The 16,001-nt window shown below is 56.5% G+C and carries 15 protein-coding genes; 6 read left to right on the top strand and 9 right to left on the bottom strand.

The window, feature by feature from the left end:
• Positions 1 to 20 precede the first annotated feature (20 nt).
• On the top strand, positions 21 to 845 hold the full coding sequence (gene dapD / locus L383_RS01340) for a 2,3,4,5-tetrahydropyridine-2,6-dicarboxylate N-succinyltransferase (protein ID WP_008501915.1): 825 nt from the start codon (positions 21 to 23) through the stop codon (positions 843 to 845).
• Here the strand turns inward: dapD and L383_RS01345 are convergent.
• Entirely contained in the window at positions 842 to 1,474 is a 633-nt protein-coding gene (locus L383_RS01345; protein ID WP_023332126.1) for an ECs1377 family protein, read from the bottom strand. The genes dapD and L383_RS01345 overlap by 4 nt on opposite strands.
• Positions 1,475 to 1,795: 321 nt before the next feature.
• Here L383_RS01345 and L383_RS01350 point away from each other — a divergent pair, with 321 nt between their 5' ends.
• Positions 1,796 to 2,182 carry a DUF3461 family protein gene (locus tag L383_RS01350; protein WP_014168696.1) on the top strand — a complete coding sequence of 129 codons (387 nt, stop codon included), beginning with the start codon at positions 1,796 to 1,798 and terminating at the stop codon, positions 2,180 to 2,182.
• Between the two features lie 92 nt (positions 2,183 to 2,274).
• Here L383_RS01350 and cdaR read toward each other — a convergent pair whose 3' ends face one another.
• The 3 genes from cdaR to dgt form a co-directional block, all read right to left on the bottom strand.
• Positions 2,275 to 3,432, bottom strand: a complete 1,158-nt coding sequence (cdaR, locus tag L383_RS01355) for a DNA-binding transcriptional regulator CdaR (protein ID WP_014882623.1) — start codon at positions 3,430 to 3,432, stop codon at positions 2,275 to 2,277.
• Positions 3,433 to 3,578: 146 nt separating this feature from the next.
• Positions 3,579 to 5,015: a serine endoprotease DegP gene (degP, locus tag L383_RS01360; RefSeq protein WP_014882622.1), complete on the bottom strand. Its 1,437-nt coding sequence runs from the start codon at positions 5,013 to 5,015 to the stop codon at positions 3,579 to 3,581.
• 131 nt (positions 5,016 to 5,146) lie between these two features.
• Positions 5,147 to 6,661 (bottom strand): dGTPase, encoded by a 1,515-nt coding sequence (gene dgt / locus L383_RS01365; RefSeq protein WP_014882621.1) that lies wholly within the window; start codon positions 6,659 to 6,661, stop codon positions 5,147 to 5,149.
• A gap of 82 nt (positions 6,662 to 6,743) precedes the next feature.
• Between dgt and mtnN the strand changes: the two genes are divergently transcribed.
• Genes mtnN through L383_RS01380 form a run of 3 tightly spaced genes read left to right on the top strand, consistent with a single transcriptional unit; the run spans position 6,744 to position 8,885 of the window.
• Positions 6,744 to 7,442 (top strand): 5'-methylthioadenosine/S-adenosylhomocysteine nucleosidase, encoded by a 699-nt coding sequence (mtnN, locus tag L383_RS01370; protein WP_023332125.1) that lies wholly within the window; start codon positions 6,744 to 6,746, stop codon positions 7,440 to 7,442.
• The gene (btuF, locus tag L383_RS01375) at positions 7,435 to 8,235 is read left to right on the top strand and encodes a vitamin B12 ABC transporter substrate-binding protein BtuF (protein ID WP_023332124.1); all 801 of its coding nucleotides are present in this window, start codon (positions 7,435 to 7,437) and stop codon (positions 8,233 to 8,235) included. The genes mtnN and btuF overlap by 8 nt, the downstream gene beginning before the upstream one ends.
• Positions 8,236 to 8,261: 26 nt before the next feature.
• The gene (locus L383_RS01380) at positions 8,262 to 8,885 is read left to right on the top strand and encodes a TRIC cation channel family protein (protein WP_014882618.1); all 624 of its coding nucleotides are present in this window, start codon (positions 8,262 to 8,264) and stop codon (positions 8,883 to 8,885) included.
• Positions 8,886 to 8,944: 59 nt separating this feature from the next.
• Here the strand turns inward: L383_RS01380 and erpA are convergent, their stop codons facing one another.
• Together erpA and clcA are read right to left on the bottom strand one after the other, a co-directional pair.
• The gene (erpA, locus tag L383_RS01385) at positions 8,945 to 9,289 is read right to left on the bottom strand and encodes an iron-sulfur cluster insertion protein ErpA (protein ID WP_008501923.1); all 345 of its coding nucleotides are present in this window, start codon (positions 9,287 to 9,289) and stop codon (positions 8,945 to 8,947) included.
• Between the two features lie 79 nt (positions 9,290 to 9,368).
• The gene (gene clcA, locus L383_RS01390) at positions 9,369 to 10,769 is read right to left on the bottom strand and encodes a H(+)/Cl(-) exchange transporter ClcA (protein WP_023332123.1); all 1,401 of its coding nucleotides are present in this window, start codon (positions 10,767 to 10,769) and stop codon (positions 9,369 to 9,371) included.
• 177 nt (positions 10,770 to 10,946) lie between these two features.
• On the opposite strand from clcA, the gene hemL reads away from it, so the two are divergent.
• Entirely contained in the window at positions 10,947 to 12,227 is a 1,281-nt protein-coding gene (gene hemL, locus L383_RS01395; RefSeq protein WP_014882616.1) for a glutamate-1-semialdehyde 2,1-aminomutase, read from the top strand.
• Positions 12,228 to 12,323: 96 nt separating this feature from the next.
• Here hemL and fhuB read toward each other — a convergent pair whose 3' ends face one another.
• Genes fhuB through fhuC form a run of 3 tightly spaced genes read right to left on the bottom strand, consistent with a single transcriptional unit; the run spans position 12,324 to position 15,978 of the window.
• Positions 12,324 to 14,306 carry a Fe(3+)-hydroxamate ABC transporter permease FhuB gene (fhuB, locus tag L383_RS01400; RefSeq protein ID WP_023332122.1) on the bottom strand — a complete coding sequence of 661 codons (1,983 nt, stop codon included), beginning with the start codon at positions 14,304 to 14,306 and terminating at the stop codon, positions 12,324 to 12,326.
• On the bottom strand, positions 14,303 to 15,181 hold the full coding sequence (gene fhuD / locus L383_RS01405) for a Fe(3+)-hydroxamate ABC transporter substrate-binding protein FhuD (protein ID WP_023332121.1): 879 nt from the start codon (positions 15,179 to 15,181) through the stop codon (positions 14,303 to 14,305). The genes fhuB and fhuD overlap by 4 nt, the downstream gene beginning before the upstream one ends.
• On the bottom strand, positions 15,181 to 15,978 hold the full coding sequence (gene fhuC / locus L383_RS01410; RefSeq protein ID WP_014882613.1) for a Fe3+-hydroxamate ABC transporter ATP-binding protein FhuC: 798 nt from the start codon (positions 15,976 to 15,978) through the stop codon (positions 15,181 to 15,183). The genes fhuD and fhuC overlap by 1 nt, the downstream gene beginning before the upstream one ends.
• Positions 15,979 to 16,001 lie beyond the last annotated feature (23 nt).

Below are 16,001 nucleotides of genomic sequence, written 5' to 3'. Positions count from 1 at the left end.
TGAAATGGAAAGAGTAAACAATGCAGCAGTTACAGAACGTTATTGAGTCCGCTTTTGAGCGTCGCGCCGAGATTACCCCGGCAAATGTGGATACCGTAACCCGTGAAGCGGTAAACCAGGTGATTTCCCTGCTGGATTCCGGCGCGCTGCGCGTGGCAGAAAAAATCGACGGTCAGTGGGTTACTCATCAATGGCTGAAGAAAGCGGTGCTGCTCTCTTTCCGTATCAACGATAACCAGGTTATCGACGGAGCAGAAAGCCGCTACTTCGATAAAGTCCCAATGAAATTCGCGGATTACGACGAAGCGCGTTTCCAGAAAGAAGGCTTCCGCGTGGTGCCGCCTGCTGCAGTGCGTCAGGGCGCGTTCATCGCACGCAACACCGTGCTGATGCCATCCTACGTGAACATCGGTGCCTACGTTGACGAAGGTACCATGGTGGATACCTGGGCTACCGTCGGTTCCTGTGCCCAAATCGGTAAAAACGTTCACCTGTCCGGCGGCGTGGGCATCGGTGGTGTTCTGGAGCCACTGCAGGCTAACCCAACCATCATCGAAGACAACTGCTTCATCGGCGCGCGTTCAGAAGTGGTTGAAGGTGTGATCGTGGAAGAGGGTTCCGTGATCTCCATGGGCGTTTACATCGGCCAGAGCACCCGTATTTACGATCGCGAAACCGGCGAAGTTCACTACGGCCGCGTTCCGGCGGGCTCCGTGGTCGTTTCCGGTAACCTGCCGTCGAAAGATGGCAAATACAGCCTGTACTGTGCCGTTATCGTGAAGAAAGTGGATGCGAAAACCCGCGGTAAAGTCGGTATCAACGAACTGCTGCGCACCATCGACTAATCGCTGACCCGTTGATACACCGGGACCCGCCTGTGCGTCCCGGTGTAATCATCAAAGACGTCCGTTTCCGCAGTCACGATTGCCATTCCCTTTCTTCTCAACCCTGCAATATCCGCCGCCATACGCTGGCTCCCCAACCAGAAAAGCCCATCAAGCGCAGTCACAGCCAGACCCGATTCCAGCGCCAGCTTCAGTCGCTCACGCGGCGCTTTGACCTCTCTGGCTATCTGCCGGAATGGCTCCGCCGTAAGCCCGGTGGGATCGACCCGTCGAATGCGGGTGGTCATGCGGTATTGAAAAGCGTCGGGGATCGCATCCAGATCGCCCTTCAGGCTGTAAACGCAGCCAAAGCGCTTGCCGTTGAAGATGACGTTCTTCTGGTTTAGCTGAAACTCATCGCGCAGCCCGGCGATTAGCTGCGGGGCGCGGGTCAGTATCAGCCGAAATGGCAGTTCGAAGCTGGTGACATAATCCACGTTGAGCAAGGCAATGCGTAAACGCTCCTCCGCCCCCGCCTGAAGCTGGCGGCATTCGGCGGCGACTTCTGCCCACTGATGCGTGAGTCTTTGGTTCTCCTCTACGGCACCAAAGCTATATTTTTCAATTTGATAATCAATGCGTCCTGACATGTCATTATCCCCGCAGCCTACGCTTTCGTGCGATAACTTTGCCTGAATTCCCCGGCTTTGAATACCGTCTCGCTCGCCTTTTCTCACGACTCTCACGCTACTGCATTAACGTTGAGAGAAATGATTACCTTATTACGTTGATTTCCGCTTGACGTGGTCGTTAAAAACAACAATAAACGAGTGGGAGCAATTTATTTACCCTGCTCGGTAATGTCAGTGAAAGGTAATCAGGATCGACCCCGCTTTTTTTGAACCCGAGGGTGGCAAAAAGGAATTTTTTCATTAATTATTCAAAGGTTATGTTGAGATAAGGGTACCGCTATGTACGATAATCTGAAAAGTCTGGGCATTACCAATCCTGATGAAATTGATCGTTACAGCCTCCGCCAGGAAGCCAACAACGACATCTTAAAAATTTATTTTCACAAGGATAAAGGCGAGTTTTTCGCCAAAAGCGTGAAGTTTAAATATCCACGCCAGCGTAAGACCGTCGTCGCGGACGGCGTAGGCCAGGGGTACAAAGAAGTTCAGGAAATCAGCCCTAACCTGCGCTATGTGATCGATGAACTCGATCAGATTTGTCAGCGCGACCGCACTGAAGTCGATCTCAAGCGTAAGATCCTTGACGATCTGCGTCACCTTGAAAGCGTTGTTACCAATAAGATCAGCGAGATTGAAGCGGATCTTGAGAAGTTAACTCGGAAATAAAAGCAAAACGGCAGTCCCTGATTGCCGTTTTTAATGTTTGCGCCCTCTCCCCGTGGGAGAGGGATGGGGTGAGGGCACCAGACCGCACTCAGTCATCTCTGCTCATCCAGCTGCAACGCCACATACAGCAGCAGCCTGTCGTCAAAATTCCCCAGATCCAGCCCCGTTAGCTCCGAAATCCGGTTAAGCCGGTACTCCAGCGTATTGCGATGAATAAACAACGCCTTCGACGTCGCCAGCGGCTGCACGTTATGGCGGAACCACGCCTGCAGCGTCCGGCGCAGCAGGCCGTTGTTGTCCATCGCTTTCAGGCGCGCTAAGGGCCGCGCCAGCTCGTTGGCCTGCCAGCCACCGCGCAGGCTGTCGAGCAGCACCGGCAGCATCAGGTCCTGATAGAAATAACTGCGGCTCTCCGGCATCCGCTGCTTACCCACCATCATGGTGGTGCGCGCGGTGCGCCAGGAGCGGGCAATACTGCCCGGCCCGGAAAAGTAATTGCCGAGCGCAACGCGAAAACGCAGTTGACCGTTCTCCTGCATCCGGGAAATCAGCAGTTCCACGCGACGGCGATGATCTTCGGCATCCCAGCGGCCAAACGGATTGAGCGCGGGTTTGAGCACCACCATTTCCGTCAGCGAGACTATCGCCACCAGGTTATCGCGTTCCGGTGTCGTCAGCGCATTTTGCAACTGCTGCAGTTCGGCCATCGCGCTGTCTACGCCAAGCTGACCGCTATCGACCTCGATCACCGCCACCACGCGCGGCTGATTGAGGTCGATCCCCAGGCGCTGCGCCCATTCGCTGAGTGCAGGCGTAAGCTCTTCCGCCTGAATAAGGTTCATCACCAGCTCTTCGCGCAGGCGGCTGTCCTGGGCGAGCAGATGCATCAGGCGCGACTGCTCCAGCATCATTTCCGCCGTCATACAGACCAGCTCGCCATATTTACGCAGGGACTCCGGCTCGCCGGTCAGACCGATAACCCCCACAATCTCGCCTTCAAGGCGCAGCGGTAAATTGATGCCCTGACGCACGCCGTGCAGGTGTTTCGCAACCGCATCGTCGATATCAACCACACGCCCCTGAGAGAGCACCAAAAGCGCGCCTTCGTGCAATTCACCAATGCGCTCACGATCGCCACTACCAATAATGCGCCCACGGGCATCCATTACATTGATGTTGGTATCAATGATGCGCATCGTGCGCGCCACAATATCCTGCGCCATTTTGGTATCAAGATGCCAGCCAGCCATGTCACCCTCCTCTGAGCAGAGCTCAAGCATAGGGAAGTTCAATGACGGCTGCATTGTGCGAATGCACAAAGAGAGCGTAAGAAGTATGGAGTTGTGGGAAAAGTCACAGAAACAAGAAAGCCCCTGCGTACAGGGGCTTAAGAGGATTACTGCATCAGCAGGTAGATAGAGGTATCACCACGCTGAATATTCAACGCCAGCACGGACGGTTTGCTGTCGAGAATTTTGCGCAGTTCAGCGATGTTTTTCACCGGCTGCTGGTTAGCGCCCATGATCACATCCCCTTTTTTCAGGCCGATACGGGCAGCAGGTGAATTCGCCTTCACGTTATTCACTACCACACCTTTGTCTGCGCCCTTATTGCTCATCTCAGCGCCTTCAATACCGCTGAAGATGGTGCTGGAATCAACCTGATTCTGGCTGCTCTGCTGCAGCTCCAGGCTCACGTTGACCGGCTTACCGTCACGCAGCAGACCGAGGGTCACTTTGCTGCCAATCGGCATAGAGCCGACTTCCGCACGCAGGGCTGCAAAGCTGCTGATCGGTTTACCGTTCAGGGAGGTGATCACGTCACCCGCTTTAATCCCTGCTTTCGCCGCAGAGGAGTTCGGCATCACCTGGCTGACGAACGCGCCGCGCTGGGCATCCACTTTCATCGCTTTTGCCAGCTCAGAGTTCAGCTCGGTGCCCAAAATACCCAGCTCGCCGCGTTTCACCTGGCCGTACTGCACCATCTGCGCGGTCAGGTTTTTCACCATGTTGCTCGGGATAGCAAAACCGATCCCGATGTTGCCGCCGTCCGGCGCCAGGATCGCGGTGTTAATACCGATCAGCTCGCCGTTCAGGTTCACCAGCGCACCGCCGGAGTTACCGCGGTTGATGGCCGCATCCGTCTGAATAAAGTTTTCATAGTTCTCTGCGTTCAGGCCGCTACGGCCCAGCGCAGAGACGATACCTGAGGTCACGGTTTCGCCCAGACCGAACGGGTTACCGATAGCCACGGTGTAGTCGCCCACGCGCAGCGCATCAGAGTCGGCAATTTTAATCGCCGTCAGGTTTTTCGGATCCTGAATCTGGATCAGCGCAATATCGGAACGCGGGTCTTTGCCGACCACTTTTGCGTCGAACTTACGGCCATCACTCAGCTGAACCTTAATGCTGTTCGCGTTATCAACCACGTGGTTGTTGGTCACGACGTAGCCTTTCGCAGCATCGATAATGACCCCCGAGCCAAGCGCCATGAATTTCTGTTGCTGGCCGCCGCCCTGGCTGTCATCCCCTGCACCACCGCCCTGACAGAACGGGGAACTCTGGAATGGCGAACCGTCCTGGCAGAACGGTGAGTTGTCACCAAAGAACTGCTGGAAGTTACGCGGCATACGCGGCGTATTGACGGTCGTACTCCCCTCAACGTTAATACTCACCACCGATGGCATCACTTTTTCGAGCATCGGTGCCAGGCTTGGCATCTGCTGCGCGGTTGCTGCCGATGACGCGGTCTCGGCTGCGGTAGCAGTCAGAGGAGACAGCGCTAAACCTAAACTCAGAGCCAGTGCACTCATTGCTAATGTGGTTTTTTTCATGTTTCTCAATCTCGATTTACAGGTAACGCAAAATTGCTGTGTAACTCAGATTCATTTTATACCGCTTAGTTCCGGCCATAAGTTTATGGAAAAGGTAAAAATTTATTGGCCGTCTTTACAAAACTCAGCGTTTATTCCACGGCCATTAGCTTGCGGTATTCATCCCAGGCATACAAATCCGTCATGCCGCTGATATAGTCCTGGATAAGACGGCAGCGATAATAAAATTCCATTACCGGCCACTGCGTAGCGTGACGATCCAGCTTACTTATCGCTTCGACATAGGCCAGCCGATGACGGGTTGAAAGTTTTTGATAAAGCCGGGATTCGATAGGAATTCGTCGCACGCGTTCTTTTTCCACCAGCTCACTGAATTCGTCGACCGACAGCTGAAGCAACGGAGAATAAATTTCCAGTAACCCACTGATTACCCGGTAGCCCTGCAGTTCGAGCTGCTCGACATCCGGATGGCTGAACACATGCCGCATCGCCACATGTTTATAGAGTTCAAGGAGTTGACTGAAACTGCTGTCATCTTCCAGCAGCGCGTGATTGAATTCCCCGCTGAAAATCTGCGGCAGATTATCGATAAAGCGCGAGGCTGCGTAGGGCACCAGTTTATTTAATGTATTGACGCGCAAATACATAAAGAACTGGTCTTCCGTGCTGCGGCTTAATGTATTTGAGCGCGACTTTTCCCAGGCATTTTCGACAACCTGAGCAAACAGTGAACCTTTTTCGTGGTTTCCCCAGGCGGCATAAAGGTGCTGGTAAAGCTCCTCGACGCTGAATATTCTTTTCTCAACGGCGTCTTCCAGGTCAGCGACGCAATAGGAAATATCATCCGCGGCTTCCATAATCCAGGTTAATGGAAAGCGACCGTTTGGCGTCAATGAAAGTTCTTTACGCAGCCGTTCAATATAGGCCTCTTCGGAAAGGTAGTAGCCCGGTTTCTTCATTAAATAGCTGTGGGATGCGGGCGTCTCTCCCGTCCACCACGCGGGACGCGTATATTTCAGGATACAGCCGACCTGCGCCCAGGTCAGGTTCATGCGCATCAGGGAATGTACCAGTCGGATACCCTGGGCATTGCCCTCGAAGTGACAGAGATCCTGACGCACTTTGCGACGCAGATCGTTAAGCCCTTCTTCACCTTCACGCAGACGTAAATCCCGCACGATGCAGCGGTCATCGCTGAGCGGCTGGCTTGCCGCATCCGACGGATGAAGGCGTTGTTTAAACCAGTCATTAATTGCCGCCTCGCCAAAGTGACCAAAAGGCGGATTGCCGATGTCATGCATCAGGCAGGCCATCTCAACGATGCTCTCGAAGGGCCCCGTCAGCTCGTCCAGACCATAGGTTTCCAGTAAACGTAGCTCTTTGAGACGGCTTAAAATCTCTTTGGCAATATACCGCCCGACCTGCTGCACTTCCATTGAGTGGGTTAAGCGCGTGCGTACAGCGGCATTACGCTCCAGCGGAAACACCTGCGTTTTTTGCTGCAAACGCCGGATGGCGGGCGAGTTAATAATCCTTCCTCGATCGCTTTCGAAGATACGCAGGATCTCATGTTCGCTCTTCTCGCCCTGTGGCGAGCGGAAACGTCGGTGCCAGTTAATTTTGGTACGAAAATCGATTGGTGACATGTGCTCCCCCGCGTGAGAATGCGTTTCCCCTTAACCGCATGATAGACTATGCATCTTAACAAGGCACATCGCGAGTAAATCTATGAAAATCGGCATTATTGGTGCAATGGAAGAAGAAGTTACGCTCCTGCGTGACAAAATTGAGAACCGTCAGACCCTCTCTCTGGGGGGGGGTGAGATCTACACCGGTCAGCTTAACGGTGTTGACGTGGCTCTGCTGAAATCAGGCATCGGTAAAGTGGCTGCTGCGCTGGGTGCGACCCTGCTGCTTGAGCGCTGCAAGCCGGACGTGATCGTGAACACCGGTTCGGCTGGCGGCCTGGCGCCGACGCTGAAAGTGGGCGATATCGTTGTCTCCGACGAAGCGCGTTATCACGATGCCGACGTCACCGCGTTTGGCTACGAATACGGTCAACTCCCGGGCTGCCCGGCAGGGTTTAAAGCTGACGACAAACTGATTGCGGCGGCTGAAACCTGCATTGCTGAGCTCAATCTTAACGCGGTACGCGGCCTGATTGTCAGCGGTGATGCGTTCATCAATGGCTCCGTCGGTCTGGCAAAAATCCGTCATAACTTCCCGCAGGCGGTTGCCGTTGAGATGGAAGCGACCGCGATTGCGCACGTTTGCCACAACTTCAGCGTACCGTTCGTGGTGGTTCGCGCCATCTCTGACGTCGCAGACCAGCAGTCTCACATCAGCTTCGACGAGTTCCTGACCGTTGCGGCAAAACAGTCCACCGTGATGGTGGAACGCCTGGTGCAGAACCTGGCACGTGGCTAAACCATCCCTCAGGGCGCTCGCCGCCCTGCTTCTGCTTGCTTCAGCGTGGCTCTGTGCCGCGCCTCGCGTAATTACGCTCTCTCCCGCTAACACCGAGCTGGCCTTTGCCGCTGGCATCACCCCCGTTGGCGTGAGTAGCTTTTCGGATTACCCCCCCCAGGCGGCCAACATTGAACACGTTGCGACCTGGCAAGGGATGAACCTTGAGCGCATCGTGGCGCTGAGACCCGATCTCGTGCTGGCCTGGCGTGGCGGTAACGCCGAACGGCAGGTCAATCAGCTTACCTCGCTTGGCATCAAGGTCATGTGGGTTGACGCCGTAAGTATTGAGCAAGTCGCTCAGGCACTGCGAGCCCTTGCCCCTTATAGCCCTGCGCCTGAAAAAGCCAGGCATGCGGCGAGCCAGATGCTCAATGACTATGCTGCGCTGAAAGCTCAATACGATACGTCCGTTAAAAAGCGCATCTTCCTGCAGTTTGGCAGTCAGCCGCTGTTTACCACAGGTAAAGGGTCAATTCAGAACCAGGTCCTGGAAGTGTGTGGCGGTGAAAATATCTTTGCTGCCAGCCGGGTACCGTGGCCGCAGGTTAGCCGTGAGCAGGTACTGGCGCGCCAGCCGCAGGCCATCGTCGTGGTCGGAAATGCGAGCGAGATTCCTAAAATTAAACAATTCTGGCAAAGCCAGCTAAAAATTCCGGTGATCCCACTCAACAGTGACTGGTTTGAACGCGCCAGCCCGCGTATTATCCTCGCCGCAAAACAGCTCTGTGCCGCACTGGCAGAGAGTCACTAACAGAAGACCTTTTCGAGGATTTAACGATGCTCGTTTATTGGCTGGATATTCTTGGCACAGCCGTTTTTGCTATCTCCGGCGTTCTGCTCGCCGGAAAACTACGCATGGATCCGTTTGGCGTGCTGGTGCTTGGCGTAGTCACTGCCGTTGGCGGCGGGACTATCCGTGATATGGCGCTGGCGAATGGCCCGGTGTTTTGGGTGAAAGATCCGACCGATCTGGTGGTAGCCATGGTGACCTGTCTGTTAACCATTGTGCTGGTTCGCCAGCCCCGCAGATTACCGAAATGGATACTCCCGGTGCTGGATGCCGTGGGTCTGGCCGTGTTTGTCGGTATTGGCGTCAATAAAGCCTTCAATGCCGGAACCGGCCCGATGGTCGCGATCTGCATGGGCGTATTAACCGGCGTGGGCGGCGGCATTATTCGCGACATTCTGGCGCGTGAAGTACCGATGATCCTGCGTACCGAGATCTATGCTACTGCCTGTATTATTGGCGGGATTGTGCACGCCACGGCGTATTACACCTTTGCGGTGCCGCTGGAAAATGCTGCGATGCTGGGGATGGTCGTGACGCTGGTGATTCGTCTGGCGGCAATACGCTGGCACCTGAAGCTGCCGACGTTTGCGCTGGATGAAAATTCAAGATAGGCGTGGTTTATAAGCCCGGTGGCGCTTCGCTTACCGGGCATACAAATCCGCATTCAGGCTTAAATACTGAACGAAGAACCACACCCGCAGGTGCTGGTTGCGTTCGGGTTAGTCACCACAAAGCGTGACCCTTCCAGACCTTCGGTGTAATCCACTGAACCGCCGACCAAATACTGCAGGCTCATCGGGTCAACCACCAGCGCAACGCCCTGCTTCTCGATGGTCATATCACCATCGTTCACCTGATCGTCAAAAGTAAAACCGTACTGGAAGCCGCTGCAGCCGCCACCGGTAATATAGACACGCAGTTTCAGATCCGGATTGTCTTCGTCGGCAATCAGGGTTTTCACTTTGTTGGCTGCTGCTTCGGTAAATTCCAGCGGCACAGCTACGTCATCACTCATCTTATGCTCCCATGAATACTGCTATTGGGTAAAATTCACCCAATTCTTTTCGTCATTATCTAATACCCTGGTAATTCATTCAAGTATTCTGCGCGGCGGCCCGCTCCGCCTCTTGCTTTGCCAGGGTACGCGCGAGGATGGTGGAGTATAGCGGTTTCCCGCCCAGGAATTGGGCTAATAGTGTCGCCCCGAGACATGTAATGATCATTGGCAAAATGAGCTGGTAATTATCTGTCATCTCCAGCACCAGCACGATACCGGTCAACGGTGCACGCAGAGACGCTGCCAGCAGTGCCCCCATACCGGCCACCGCGAAGGTGCCAGCATCAAGATGATACGCCGGGAAGCCCACTTTGGCTGCCATACCAAACGCGGTGCCCAGCAGCGTACCAAGCGCCAGCATCGGGGCGAAAATCCCGCCGGGTGCACCGGAGGAAAAGCACAGAACCGTTGTGATAACCCGGGAGATAAACATAAACAGCAGCAGACCGACGCTGAAATTTCCCGCTGCGGCGATGGGGATCAGCCCGAAGCCGCCGCCTGCGGCATTCGGCTCAATAAAGCCGAGCACGCCGCACATCCCGCCCAGCAGGCCGCCCATCAGCACCCATTTCGTCGTATTGCCGCCATGAATACGCTGGAACATATCCTGAGCACGTAAGATGCAGGTGTTAAACAGCGGCCCCACTACGCCAAAAATCATGCCGAGGATTAGATAAAGCCACAGGGTGTTGACCGGCGCGTTGGTCAGTTTACCCACCTCAATTACCGCCCCTTCGCCATTGAAGAGGCGGAAAACAATGCTCGACATAATAACGCCGGTAAACACGGCTTTAATGGAGATCAGGTTGTAGCGGAACTGCGCGCGCATCTCTTCGATGATGAACAATATGCCCGCCAGCGGTGCGTTAAACGCCGCTGAAAGACCCGCCGCCGCACCGGTGGCGAGCAGCGTATGGCGCGCTTCGGCGCTTCGCATCCGGAACAGATCGCCCACCATGCGTCCGACGTTGCCCCCCAGTTGTACCGTTGGCCCTTCCCGGCCCAGCACCATCCCCGCGCCCAGCGTCCCCATACCGCCGATGAATTTAACCGGGATCACTCGCCACCAGCGCACCGGGCGCAACTCTTCCAGTGCACCTTCAATTTCCGGGATGCCAGACCCGCCGGCCTCCTGGGCGAATTTACGCACCAGAAAATACCCCACCATGGCAAACAGCGCCGACAGTCCAAATGCCCCGACCCAGACCAGCCACCGGCTATCGGCAAAACCCGCGACGGTGCCCACTCGCCAGTTGAGTACGGCATTGACCGCTTTTTCAAACGCCACGCCAACCAGACCGGCGAGAGTCCCCACCACGGCTGCAGCCAGCAGGATCGCCAGCGGCGTTTTATCGCGATTGAGCAGCCGCCGAATACTGATCCGGTGCTGAGCGCGCGTAAACTGTTGTTCTTCAAAAGACGGAGAATCTGATTTCATGTCCTGTTCTTATTCGTCATACAAAAAGCCGAGGAGATTTTACCAGAGACCTTCCCTCCGTCCCCTTAAAAATACTTAACAAATCTTAAAGCATTATCTGGCTAAAAATTTCATAACCTACTGCGAATCACTTAGAATAGTGTGCTTAATCATTTTATACGAACCAGGAACGACGCCATGAGCAAGTCTGAAAACCTCTACAGTGCAGCCCGGGAGCTTATTCCAGGTGGTGTGAACTCGCCTGTTCGCGCCTTTACCGGCGTGGGCGGTACGCCGCTGTTTATTGAACGTGCTGACGGCGCGTATCTGTATGATGTCGATGGCAAAGCCTATATCGATTATGTCGGTTCCTGGGGACCGATGGTGCTCGGGCACAACCACCCAGCCATTCGTAACGCGGTCATTGAAGCCGCTCAGCGTGGCCTGAGCTTCGGTGCGCCAACCGAAATGGAAGTGAAGATGGCGGAGCTGGTGACCGAACTGGTGCCGACCATGGACATGGTACGTATGGTGAACTCCGGTACAGAAGCGACCATGAGCGCGATCCGCCTGGCGCGCGGTTTTACCGGTCGCGATAAAATCATTAAATTCGAAGGCTGCTACCACGGTCACGCAGACTGTTTACTGGTGAAAGCAGGCTCCGGCGCGCTGACCCTCGGCCAGCCAAACTCGCCTGGCGTGCCGGCGGATTTCGCTAAGCATACCCTGACCTGTACCTATAACGATCTGAACACCGTTCGCGCGGCGTTCGAGCAGTATCCGCAGGAGATCGCCTGCATCATCGTTGAACCGGTAGCGGGCAACATGAACTGCATTCCACCGCAGCCGGACTTCCTGCCGGGCCTGCGCGCCCTGTGCGATGAGTTTGGTGCCCTGCTGATCATCGACGAAGTGATGACCGGCTTCCGCGTAGCGCTGGCGGGTGCCCAGTCTTATTATGGCGTTGAGCCGGACCTGACCTGCCTCGGCAAAATCATCGGCGGCGGAATGCCTGTTGGCGCATTCGGCGGCCGTAAGGATGTGATGGAAGCGCTGGCGCCAACGGGCCCGGTCTACCAGGCTGGTACCCTTTCCGGCAACCCGATTGCGATGGCAGCAGGCTTCGCCTGCCTGACCGAAGTGGCGCAACCAGGTATTCACGAAACCCTGACCGACCTGACGACTCAACTGGCTAACGGTCTGCTGGAAGCTGCAGAAGAGGCGGGTATCCCACTGGTGGTCAATCACGTCGGCGGCATGTTCGGGATTTTCTTCACCGATGCGCCAACCGTGACCTGCTATCAGGACGTCGTGAAGTGCGATGTTGAACGCTTCAAGCGCTTCTTCCACCTGATGCTGGAAGAAGGTGTGTACCTGGCGCCGTCGGCGTTTGAAGCGGGCTTTATGTCCGTGGCGCACAGCGAAGAAGATATCAATAACACCATCGACGCGGCGCGTAAGGTGTTTGCGAAGCTTTAAGGGAATTGCCGGGTGGCGCTAACGCTTACCCGGCCTACGATATTCTCCCTCTCCCCGTGGGAGAGGGCCGGGGTGAGGGCATCAGGCCGCACCTGACTACCGACTCTGCTTTCTCAACAGATAAATAAAATACGGCGCGCCGATAAAGGTCGACAGCAGTCCCGCCGGGATCTGGTAAGGGAACAGCACCATCCTTCCACACCAGTCCGCAAATACCAGAATGACTCCGCCCGTCAGGGCTGACATCACAATGTGCGGCATTGTCCGGCGGAACCCCATCATTCTGGCGATATGCGGTGCCATCAATCCGACAAAGCTCAACGGGCCGATAGTCATGGTTGCCGTTGCCGTGAGGCACGCTGCCAGCAGGAGAAGTGCGACACGCGTAGGCGTCAGCGCCATGCCCACAGCCCGCGCCGTTTCGCCGCCGAGCGGCAGAATGGTCATCCAGCGACGACACAGCGGCACAATCGCCAGCAGCACAATCATTACGATCCCGGAATGCACAACCTGGCTGGCGGTAGCGTTGTAGGTTGAGCCAGAAATCCAGGTCAGGATCTTCGCCATTCGCGGATCGCCACTCGCCTGCAGCATCATCAACAGCATCGTAAAGGCCGTGCTGAGCGCCATCCCGGCCAGCAACATCCGGTGCGGGGAAAATCCGCCGCGGCCAGAGGCAATCAGAATAATCATCAGCGTCACCGCCGCACCGATACTCCCGGCAGGCATCAACCAGCCAAACGCGTTCCCTGGCACCAGGAACAGCATCAGCACCACGCCAAAGGCGGCACCGGAGCTGATCCCCAGCACTTCCGGGCTCGCCATCGGGTTACCGGTCAGACGCTGAATAATACAGCCCGCAACCGCCAGCATCACACCGGCAATAAGCGCGGAGAGGATCCGCGGCCAGCGCCATTGCAGTAATTCGTTGAGTAAATCACCCGTTGCCCAGTGCCAGCCTGCGGCATCGCGCCCAAACGCGAGTGCGGCAAACGAGGCGAGAAGCAAGACTCCCAGACCGGCAAGGCTAAACCACAGTACCGACTGACGTTCCGCGTAGACCTTATCGCCCGCGTCCATCGCAGGCGCGCTGATGCTGCGCAAACGCGGGAGCAACCACAGCAGCAGCGGCGCACCGATAAGCGCCGTTGCTGACCCGGTAGACACTTCCATCCAGACGCGGGCCAGCCAGAGAATGATCTGATCGGAAAGCCAGAGGATCAGCGCCCCGATCAACGGTGCGAGCAGCAGACGCGCCAGCAGCCGACGCGCCCCGAGCATTTTTGCCAGCAGCGGCGCAAAGAGACCGATAAAGCCGATAATGCCCACCGCGTTAACCAGCAGAGCGCTCAGCACAATCGCCAGCGTGAGCGCCGCCAGGCGTGCCAGCGACAGTGCCAGCCCCAGGTTGCGCGCCACGCCATCATCCAGCCCCATGAGCGTCAGCGGACGCAGGAGCAGCAGCGTCAGCACGACCCCGCCCGCCAGCTGCGGCCACAGACGCTGCACGATGCTCCAGTCGGTCTGGGTGAGCGTGCCGGTGCTCCACAGGAACATACTTTGCAGCTGATCGTGATGGAACAGCACCAGCAGCTGGTTAATCGCACCGCAATAGAGGCTGACAACCAGCCCGGCCAGAATCAGCGTTACCGGAGAAAGGCGTTTTCCCCAGGCCACACCAAAGACCAGCGCCCCTACGACACACGCCCCCGCGAGGGCCGCGAACTGCGAGGTTAACGCGCCGGGCAATGCCCACAGCGTGGTGATCGTGATCCCAAGCTGCGCCCCGGTAGCGACGCCCAACGTGGTTGGCTCCGCCAGCGGGTTACGTAATACCTGCTGGAATAAGACACCTACCAGGCCTAAACCGGCCCCGACCAAAAGGGAGATCGCCAGACGCGGCAGCAGGCTGTAGTGGAACAGCATCTGCTGAATATTGTCGATATCCGGCGAGACCAGCGCGGCTCCCCACTGCGCACGCGGTAACGCCGTCGAGAGATTGAACCCGGTGAATGACAGTGCAGCCAGAAAAAGCACGGACAGCAGTAGAACCGGGAAACGCGCGATACGGGTACTCATGCTTTACCTCCCAGCGCGTTATCCAGTACGCGGGCAAAATGCATGGCCGATAGCGTCGCGCCGTAGAACCACACAGCGGGCGCACGCTGGAAGCGCTTCTCGCGCACAAACGGCATCGCCTGCCAGAGCGGCGTCGCCATCAGCGTTTGCATTTCGCGCTCGTTGCCGTGGTCGAAACACAGCACATCCACATCACGAAACGCCGCCAGACGATCGATACCGACGGCGGTACTGCCCCAGAAGGTCATCTCCCCTTCCCACGCATTGCGAATGCCAAAGCTGTCCAGCACCTCCTGGAACAGACAGTTTTTACCGAATACCAGCATATGGCGGGCATCCAGCAGCGTCACCATCAGCAGCGGGCGATCACCCCGCCCGGCAAAGCGCGGCTTCAGGGCATCGAATTCATCGAGATGCTTTTTGGCTTCCGTTTCACGGTTGAGGAAATGCGCCATCTCGTTGATCGAGTTTTTCGCCACGGTCAGCGGTTTTTTACCGTCGCTAAAGGAAAAACCGCGCCCTGGCGCAATACGTGCCATGGTCTCTTCTGACGGGCCATAGCCCACAGACCAGAACAGGAATGACGGTTTCATTTGGGTAAGCAGTTCGAGGTTTGGCTCCGTACGCAGGCCGATGTCAATCACCGAGTCCGGCAGCTTCGGCTCGTTCACCCAGAGGTTATAGTTAGGGATGTCCGCCACGCCATAGGGCGTGACACCCAGCGCCATCATCAGCTCTACCGGCAGCCACTCCAGCGCCACAATGCGGTGAGGATCGACTGCGGCAGCACGCGCCGTCGTCATGTTAAACAGCAGGGGTGAGAGCGCCATTGCCGTCAACAGGCGACGACGGCTGATAAATGTGTTGTCCAGCATCAGTACACGAAGCTCACCGGTGCAGCCCCAGCCGGGTGAGGCAAGATACCCATTGGAATACCGTAAATGTGTTCCAGCGTTTCGCTGCGCATCAATTCTGACGGTGTTCCCTGCGCAATCATTTCGCCGCCGCGTAGCGCGACAAGATAATCGCAGTAGCGCGCCGCCATGTTGATATCGTGCAGGACCGCAATCACCGTCAGGCCACGCTGCTGGCTTAACCGGTGTACCAGCGCCAGCACGTCGACCTGATGGGCAATATCCAGCGCAGAAGTAGGCTCATCCAGTAGCAGGCAACGGCTGTCCTGAGCCACCAGCATTGCAATCCACGCCCGCTGACGCTCACCGCCAGACAGGCTATCCACCAGACGGTGCGCCAGCGGTTTTAGCCCAACCAGCGCAATCGCCTCTTCCACTTTCTCCCGGTCAGCCACGCCGAAGCGCCCAAGCGCCCCGTGCCACGGATAACGCCCAATCGCCACCAGCTCACGCACCGTCATCCCTTCCGCCTGCGGCAACTGCTGCGGCAGATAGGCCACTTTGCGCGCAAAGGCTTTGCTGCTCCAGCTCTCCAGTTGCTGTCCGTCCAGCAGGATATCCCCTTCAGACGGCGGCTGATGGCGTCCCAGCATCTTAAGGAGCGTGGATTTACCGGAACCGTTGTGACCAATCAGGCCCGTCACTTTACCGGCCGGGAACGTCAGAGAGAGCGGATGCAGCAACGTGCGTCCGGGTACGCGAAAGGAGAGATGATTGAGCGTGAAGGTGGTGTCGGATTGCGTTTGATTATCCTGCATATCAGCCAACTTAAATAAAAAGG

The sequence above is a fragment of the Enterobacter sp. MGH 37 genome (genome assembly GCF_000534515.1).
Taxonomy (GTDB): Bacteria; Pseudomonadota; Gammaproteobacteria; order Enterobacterales; family Enterobacteriaceae; genus Enterobacter; species Enterobacter kobei.
The sequence above is the reverse complement of the archived record's forward strand: the minus strand, read 5'-3'. Positions and strand labels throughout refer to the sequence as shown.